At 71.2% G+C, this 8,039-nt stretch carries 8 protein-coding genes; 1 reads left to right on the top strand and 7 read right to left on the bottom strand.

Going from position 1 to position 8,039, the window contains the following annotated elements:
* Nucleotides 1–232 precede the first annotated feature (232 nt).
* On the top strand, nt 233–1,435 hold the full coding sequence (locus tag ACIBCM_RS17075) for an IS110 family transposase (RefSeq protein WP_399243852.1): 1,203 nt from the start codon (nt 233–235) through the stop codon (nt 1,433–1,435).
* 673 nt (nt 1,436–2,108) lie between these two features.
* Here ACIBCM_RS17075 and nusB read toward each other — a convergent pair.
* From nusB to ACIBCM_RS17040, 7 genes are all read right to left on the bottom strand, one after another.
* The gene (gene nusB, locus ACIBCM_RS17070) at nt 2,109–2,543 is read right to left on the bottom strand and encodes a transcription antitermination factor NusB (RefSeq protein WP_399243849.1); all 435 of its coding nucleotides are present in this window, start codon (nt 2,541–2,543) and stop codon (nt 2,109–2,111) included.
* Nucleotides 2,544–2,545: 2 nt separating this feature from the next.
* On the bottom strand, nt 2,546–3,112 hold the full coding sequence (gene efp, locus ACIBCM_RS17065) for an elongation factor P (RefSeq protein ID WP_389277088.1): 567 nt from the start codon (nt 3,110–3,112) through the stop codon (nt 2,546–2,548).
* Between the two features lie 55 nt (nt 3,113–3,167).
* Nucleotides 3,168–4,274: an aminopeptidase P family protein gene (locus ACIBCM_RS17060; RefSeq protein WP_399243846.1), complete on the bottom strand. Its 1,107-nt coding sequence runs from the start codon at nt 4,272–4,274 to the stop codon at nt 3,168–3,170.
* A 371-nt stretch (nt 4,275–4,645) separates the two neighbouring features.
* On the bottom strand, nt 4,646–5,518 hold the full coding sequence (locus tag ACIBCM_RS17055; protein WP_399243843.1) for an AAA family ATPase: 873 nt from the start codon (nt 5,516–5,518) through the stop codon (nt 4,646–4,648).
* Between the two features lie 493 nt (nt 5,519–6,011).
* On the bottom strand, nt 6,012–6,452 hold the full coding sequence (gene aroQ, locus ACIBCM_RS17050) for a type II 3-dehydroquinate dehydratase (protein ID WP_399243841.1): 441 nt from the start codon (nt 6,450–6,452) through the stop codon (nt 6,012–6,014).
* Nucleotides 6,449–7,549, bottom strand: a complete 1,101-nt coding sequence (gene aroB / locus ACIBCM_RS17045; protein ID WP_399243839.1) for a 3-dehydroquinate synthase — start codon at nt 7,547–7,549, stop codon at nt 6,449–6,451. The genes aroQ and aroB overlap by 4 nt, the downstream gene beginning before the upstream one ends.
* Nucleotides 7,546–8,028, bottom strand: a complete 483-nt coding sequence (locus ACIBCM_RS17040; RefSeq protein WP_399243907.1) for a shikimate kinase — start codon at nt 8,026–8,028, stop codon at nt 7,546–7,548. The genes aroB and ACIBCM_RS17040 overlap by 4 nt, the downstream gene beginning before the upstream one ends.
* Between the last annotated feature and the right edge of the window lie 11 nt (nt 8,029–8,039).

The following is an 8,039-nucleotide window of genomic DNA, read 5'->3' as shown; positions in this document are numbered from 1 at the left end:
CCGTTGCGTCGTAAGGCGCACGGCGGGTTCGGCGAGCGGCCTGGGAAAACGGACCGGGAGCAATCCCGGCACCGCGTCCCAGGCCGACTCAACCCAGCTCCGGAGGCATCGACAGACCGCTGATTAGGGGCATGACCACCGGCCTTTCCGCAGGTCGGGAGGCTCTTCGTAATGTGGATGTGGCGATCGGTGCCGTGGGACGGCCGGGCGAGGGAACGACCGGAGGAAGCACGTGATCGACGTCAGCGACATCGGTGCCTTCCTCGGCCTGGACGTCGGCAAGGGCGAACACCACGCCACCGCCGTCACCCCGGCCGGGAAGAAGGCCTTCGACAAACGGCTGCCCAACAGCGAACCCAAGCTCCGCGAGGTCTTCGGCAAGCTGCAGGCCAAGCACGGGACCGTGCTTGTGGTGGTCGACCAGCCGGCCTCCATCGGCGCTCTGCCGCTGGCTGTGGCCCGGGACATGGGCTGCCCGGTCGCTTATCTGCCCGGATTGACGATGCGGCGGATCGCCGATCTCTATCCAGGCGAGGCCAAGACCGACGCCCGCGATGCATTCGTCATCGCGGATGCCGCCCGCGTCATGCCGCACACCCTCCGCTCGGTCGACCTCGATGACGAGGCCATCGCCGAGCTGGAGATGATCGTCGGCTTCGACGACGACCTGGCCGGCGAGGCCACCCGGGTCAGCAACCGGCTTCGCGGCCTGATGACGCAGATCCACCCGCACCTGGAGCGAGTTCTCGGCCCGCGCATCCAGCACCCGGCCGTCCTGATGCTCCTGGAACGGTTCGGATCGCCGGCCCAGATCCGCAAGGCCGGCAGGCGACGGCTCGTGACCTTGATACGGCCGAAGGCACCGAGGATGGCCGAGCGGCTGGTCGAGGACATCTTCACCGCCCTGGACGAACAGACCGTCGTCGTCCCGGGCACGGACGCAGCCGCACTGATCGTCCCCAGCCTGGCCGGATCGCTCACAGCAGTCCTCGACCAGCGCAAACTCATCGCCACCAGGATCGAGGAACTGCTGGCCAACCACCCTCTTTCCAAGGTCCTGACGTCCATGCCGGGGATCGGCGTCAGGACCGGAGCCAGGATCCTCATCGATGTCGGCGACGGCAGCAGCTTCCCCTCCGCCGCCCACCTCGCCGCCTACGCCGGCCTCGCCCCGGCAACCCGCAGCTCGGGCTCCTCGATCCGCGGTGAGCAACCATCACGCCGCGGAAACAAGCAGCTCAAACGGGCCTTCTTCCTCTCCGCGTTCGCAGCCCTGGCCGACCCTGACTCCAGGGCCTACTACGACAAGAAGATCAACCAGGGCAAACACCACACCCAAGCCCTCCTCTGCCTTGCCAGACGACGAGCAGACGTCCTCTTCGCGATGCTCCGCGACGGCACGTTCTACGAGTCCCCTGCCGCCGCGTCAGGCTGATCCTCATTGGGCACGCCGCACACCGGGCAGTCCCATTCGTCAAGCGAGTCGATCACGACAGGGTGATTGCAAAAGACGCACGGCCGCATGCCCTCACCCACCGACTCCTGCACGGACGCTCCATCGCTCATGACAGCCAGAGTGCCAGCCGGACTCACCCCCGACACCGACCCGACCACCTTGACCAAACCCATAGGGGCACCCCCCCCCACAAGCCTGGCCACCAAGCCGAAGAGCCCCCGCACCCTCCCTCCCCCTCAGGTGCCTGACGAGTGCGCTCCAGGGGCCCTGCACCCGTCGCCTCACCCCTTGTCCCCGGCGGCTGAGTTTCAGGGCCCCCGCACCCTCCCTCCACCCCAAGGGCTTGGCGAGTGAGCCAAAGAGGCCCGCACCCTTCCCTTCGCCCGTTGTGCCTGGCGAGTGAGCGAACGAGGTCCCGCACCCTTTCCCTTCACCCCATGTGCCCTGGCGAGTGAGCCGAAGGGGGCCGTGGGTGTCGAAAGGGAGAACGCGCGGAGGCCGCGAGGAACGAGTGGTCGAGCACGATCGACCGTCGACACACACTGAAGGCCCCCGGAGGTGAACCGAGCCACAAAAGAAACAACCCGGGGCAAGGATCGTTGATCCTCACCCCGGGCCCAGCCCCGGCGGACCTTCGTCCGCCATGGCCCCGTCAGGCGCTCTCGCGGCGCAGTGACGGCTTCAGCTCCTTGAAGCGGCCCAGCAGACCGTTCACGAACGATGGCGAATCATCGGTGGAGAACTCCTTGGCGAGCTGCACCGCCTCGTCGATCGCGACCGCGTCCGGGGTCTCGTCCACCCACACCAGCTCGTACGCGCCGAGGCGGAGGATGTTCCGGTCGACGACCGGCATACGGTCCAGGTCCCAGTCGACCGCGTAGGTGACGATCAGGTCGTCGATGCGCTCCGCGAACTCGGCGTACCCCTCGACCAGGGTCATCGTGTACTCGTTGACCGGGGGCTGCCGGTCGTCGGTCCGTGCGTGCCGGATCCAGTCGGCGAGGACGTTCTGCACGGAGATGCCGCGCTGGTCGGCCTCGAAGAGGATCTGGAAAGCACGCTTACGGGCCTTGCTGCGAGCGGCCACGGTTAGCTGTTCACCCGGCTGAGGTAGTCGCCGGAGCGGGTGTCGACCTTGATCTTCTCACCGGTGGTGATGAAGAGCGGGACCTGGACCTCGTAACCGGTCTCCAGCTTGGCGGGCTTGGTGCCACCGGTGGAGCGGTCGCCCTGGACGCCGGGCTCGGTCTCCGCGATGACCAGTTCCACGGCGGCGGGCAGCTCGACGTAGAGCACGCTGCCCTCGTGGGTGGCGACGGTCGCCTCGAAGCCCTCGATCAGGAAGTTCGCGGCGTCACCGACGGCCTTGCGGTCGACGTGCAGCTGGTCATAGGTCTGCATGTCCATGAAGACGAAGTAGTCGCCGTCCATGTACGAGAACTGCATGTCGCGCCGGTCGACGGTGGCCGTCTCGACCTTCACGCCGGCGTTGAACGTCTTGTCGACGATCTTGCCGGAGAGCACGTTCTTGAGCTTGGTACGCACAAAGGCCGGGCCCTTGCCGGGCTTGACGTGCTGGAACTCGACGACGGACCAGAGCTGGTCGTTGTCGAGCTTGAGCACCATGCCGTTCTTGAGGTCGTTCGTGGAAGCCACGGTTGCGGAATCTCCTGGACTGACGTGGACGACCGGGGGCTACGGCGGTGCGCGCTCAGAGCGCGAGCAGCTCCTTGGTCGTAATGGTGAGTAGCTCGGGTCCGCCGTCCGCCTCCTGGCGCACGACGAGCGTGTCATCGATCCGGACCCCGCCCCGGCCCGGAAGGTGGACCCCCGGTTCGACGGTGACCGGCACGCAGGCGTCCAGTTTACCCATGGCGGCGGGGGCCAACTGCGGGTCCTCGTCGATTTCGAGGCCCACACCGTGCCCGGTGAGGGGTGCGAGGCCCTCTCCGTGGCCCGCTCCGTCCAGGATCTGGCGGGCCGCCCGGTCCACCTCGCGGTACGGGACACCCGGTACCAGAGCCTCCCGTGCGGCCCGCTGGGCGGCGAAGACCAGGTCGTACAGTTCGATCTGCCAGTCCGCGGGGGTGGTGCCGATGACGAAGGTACGGCCGATCTCACAGCGATAGCCGTGGTAGTCCGCGCCGACGCAGACGGCCAGGAAGTCACCCTCCTCGACCCGGCGGTCGGTGGGGCGGTGGCCACGGCGGCCGGAGTTCGCCCCGGTGGCCACGGAGGTCGCGAAGGCGGGTCCGTCGGCTCCGTGGTCGACCAGCCGGCGCTCCAGTTCCAGCGCGAGATGGCGCTCGGTGCGGCCCACCAGGATCGACTCCAGCAGCTCTCCGAGGGCCTGGTCCGTGATCTCCGCCGCGATCCGCAGTGAGGCGATCTCCTCCTCGTCCTTGACGATCCGCTGCTGCTCGACGGCGAGCCCGAGGTCGGCGAGGAGCAGCCCGGGAGCGACGGAACGCATGGCCCGGTGGCGTGCCACGGTGAGGTGGTGCTCCTCGACGGCGAGCGCCTCGACCCCCGCGCGCCGGGCCTTCTCGGCGGCGGCGACCACGGGGTCGCCCACCCGGGCCGTCAGCATGCTGAGCCGCACCTGCTCGTCGGGCCGCCCCCTGGAGAAGTCCCTGCCGGGGTTGCCGGGGCACAGGAGGACGTCCTCGTCCGGTCCGAGCAGCAGTACCGCCTCAGGGGGCGCGCCGCCCGCGAGATAGCGCACATTCGCGGGCCGCGAGACGAGGGCCCCTCCGCTTCCGGCGCTCGCGCACCGCTCCCGCAGCCGGTCACGGCGGAGTCCAAACACCTCTGACATGCCCCGAGCGTACGAGTGAATCCGGGATTCGGCCCGGTCAGCGCGTCCGACCGGGGGCGGCGGCCCTCGCCGGCGCCCCGCGGACCGGCGGCAAGCGGGCGCCCGAGGACGGACGGCGGCCCCACTCCGGATCACTGCGGCCGGCGGAGGCGAGCCCGCAACCGGAGGCGGACGGACGGCGGCGGACGACCGCGCATCGGGCCTCGGGACCGCAGCCGGTGGACAGGGCCCCGGGCCCGGCAACCGCAAGCTGACGGACAACGGCGGACGACCGCCGCTGAACGGGCCCCTGGGACCGCGGCCGGTGGAGTGGACAGGACCCCCGAGCCCACGACCGGAAGCGGACGGGTGTCCCCGGCGCGGCCGGGGCGCTACCAGGACGGCGGGCTCGCGATGGAGCGGGCGAGGACGTCGTCGAGGACCCGGGCCGTCGTCTCCACGTCGTACTTCGAGTTGTCGATGATCGGCAGCCCCGAGCCGTACCAGCCCGCCATCCGGCCGTGGATGGCAGCCACCTCTTCGTCGGACAGCCGGCGGTTGCCACTGCGCTCGGCGTTGCGCTCCAGGACGACCTCCAGGCCGGGCAGCAGGACCACTGGGAGCAGTCCGGGCCCCACATGGCGTTTCCAGCCGCCGAGGCCGACGACGGGGCGGTCGGGGAAGACGGCGTCGTCGAGGATGCAGGAGATGCCGTTGGCCAGGAAGTTGCGGGCGGCGAAGCCGCAGGTGCGGCGGGCCAGCCGGTACTGGGCCTCGGAGTGCTCGTTCCACCCGGACTGGGGGTCGGCGAATCCGGAGCAGACCCATTCGCGTACGTCGTCCAGGCTGATGTGCGCGGTGGGCACCCGGCGCCGGGTGGCCCAGTGGCGGGCGACGGTCGTCTTGCCCGCGCCCGCCGGTCCGATCAGCAGTACGGCGAGGGTGGCCGCGCCCGTACCGCTGTCGGCCGGAGGCGGGGCGGGAAGCGCCACCGGGCCGCCGGGCGGCAGCTGCACATGGCCCGTGGTGTCCCGGGGCGGGGCCGCCGAGGGATGCCGGGGCCCGGACGGTGCCCAGCCGGGCGCGGGGCGATGGCCGTTGCCGGGATGGCCTCCGCCGGGGGTCGGGGGCCCGGGCGGGGCGGGGTTGGCCCCCGGAGGCACGGCCGGGGCGGGAGGCACGGCCGGTGGCACGGGCGGCACAGGACCCGCCCCACCGCCACCGGGCGGTACAGGAACACGCCCCGGGGCCCCGGAGCCCGACATCGATCCCGCCCCACCCCCACCGGGCGGTACGGGAACACGCCCCGGCGCCCCGGCCCCCGACATCGCACCCGCCCCGCCACCGGGCGCACCGGGCGGCACAGGAACAGGCCCCACTCCGCCGCCACCGGGCGCACCAGGCGCCCCCGCCGCGCCTGTCCCGCCACCGCCACCGGCCCCCCTCGGAGCCGCCCCCGAGGGCGCGCCGGAGCGCGGGTCGGGCGGTATCCACGCGGTGGTCGGGGGCCGGCCCGGCCGATGGGGAGGCGGCAGCGGAGCCCCTGCTGCGTGCTGCATCCGGTGCCACTCCGTCTCGTACGACTGACGCTGGTCCGACGGCAGGTCATCTGCCATTGCCACGGAACGGTACCCCCAGGGTTCGCCGCCAAGCCCTTCCCCGTACCGGCCGGCAACCGGACAACGACCGGGAAGCGCCCCAAGTGCCCTGCTCAGCCGGTCCGTTCGGCCGATCGTGCGAGACAGGCCACACCGGGGCTCAGGCGGCCAGTTCCTCCGCCAGCGCGCGCAGCGCGAGCCGGTAGGAGCCGATACCGAACCCCGCGATCGTGCCGCTGGACACCGCCGCGACCACCGAGGTGTGCCGAAATACCTCACGGGCGTGGGGATTTGAGATGTGCACCTCGATCAGCGGCGCCGTGAGCTGCGCCGCCGCGTCCCGCATCCCGTACGAATAGTGCGTGAACGCTGCGGGGTTGAGCACAACGGGGATCGACGCGTCCGCGGCCTCGTGCAGCCAGCGGATCATCTCACCCTCGTCGTTCGTCTCCCGTACCTCGACGTCGAAACCCAGCTCCTTGCCGAGCGCCCGGCAGGTCTCCACCAGCCCGGCGTAGGAGGTCGCGCCGTAGACATCGGGCTCGCGGGAGCCGAGCCGGCCCAGGTTGGGGCCGTTCAGCACCAGCACCGGGCGGCTCACGACGACACCGCCGCGATCTCGGAGTACGCCGCGACCAGCAAGGCCGGGTCGGGCCCCTCCAGCACGGTCGGCTTGGCCAGACCGTCGAGCACGATGAACCGCAGCAGATTGCCACGGGACTTCTTGTCGACCTTCATCGTCTCCAGGAGCCTCGGCCACTGGTCGCCGCGGTAGGTCAGCGGCAGTCCGACGGACTCCAGGACGGCCCGGTGCCGGTCGGCGGTGGCGTCGTCGAGCCGGCCCGCGAGCCGGCCCAGCTCGGCGGCGAAGACCATGCCGACGGAGACGGCCGCGCCGTGGCGCCACTTGTAGCGCTCGTTCTTCTCGATGGCGTGGGCGAGGGTGTGCCCGTAGTTGAGGATCTCGCGCCGGCCGGACTCCTTGAGGTCGCCGGAGACGACCTCGGCCTTGACCCGGATGGACCGCTCCATCAGTTCGGCGGTGTGCGGTCCCCCGGGCGTACGCGCGCCCTGCGGGTCCGCCTCCACCAGGTCGAGGATCACCGGGTCGGCGATGAAGCCCGCCTTGATGATCTCGGCCAGTCCGCTGACGTAGTCGTTGACCGGCAGCGAGTCGAGCGCGGCCAGGTCGCAGAGCACCCCCGCGGGCGGGTGGAAGGCGCCCACCAGGTTCTTGCCCTCGGCGGTGTTGATGCCCGTCTTGCCGCCGACGGCCGCGTCCACCATGCCGAGCACGGTCGTCGGCAACGCGATCCAGCGCACTCCGCGCAGCCAGGTCGCGGCGACGAAGCCCGCGAGATCGGTGGTCGCCCCGCCGCCGACTCCGACGATGACATCGGTACGGGTGAAGCCGGTCTGCCCGAGCGCCTTCCAGCAGTACGCGGCGACCTCGGCGGTCTTGGACTCCTCGGCGTTGGGGAGCTGGACGGCGATGGCCTCGTACCCCTGGGCCGCGAGGTCCTCGCGGATCGCCTCACCGGTCCCGGCGAGCGCCTCGGGGTGGAGGACGGCGACTCTCTGGACGGAGCCGATCAGCCCGGGAAGCTCGCCCAGGAGCTGCCGGCCCACCAGTACCTCGTACGGCGCGGTGCCCTCCGTACCGCCGACCTGGATACGGGTCAGGGACTGCTCGCTCATGCGTCCTTCAGCTCCAAAGCGTCGAGGACCGCCTGGGCGACCTCGTCCGGGGTGCGTTCGTCGGTGGCCACGACCACGCGGGCCACATCGGTGTACAGGGGGCGGCGGGCGTCCATCTGCTCACGCCACTGGCGACGCGGGTTGACCGCGAGCAGCGGGCGGGCCTGGCCGAGGCCGGTCCGCCGGACCGCCTCCTCCAGCTCCAGCGACAGATAGACGACGGGGAGCCCGCCGAGCAGGGTCCTTGTCGACTCGTCGAGGATCGCGCCGCCGCCGAGGGCCAGTACGCCGGTGTGCTCGGCGACGGCCGCCCGTACGGCGGCCCGCTCCAGCTCCCGGAACCGGGGCTCGCCGTCGTCGACGAAGATGTCCGAGATCTCGCGGCCCTCGGCGGCGACGATATCGGCGTCGGTGTCCCGGTACCCCACGCCGAGCCGCCGGGCCAGCAGTTCACCCACGGTGGACTTGCCGGAGCCCATCGGCCCGACGA

Source organism: Streptomyces sp. NPDC051018, assembly GCF_044456085.1.
In the GTDB taxonomy this organism is placed as follows: Bacteria; Actinomycetota; Actinomycetes; order Streptomycetales; family Streptomycetaceae; genus Streptomyces.
The sequence above is the reverse complement of the archived record's forward strand: the minus strand, read 5'-3'. Positions and strand labels throughout refer to the sequence as shown.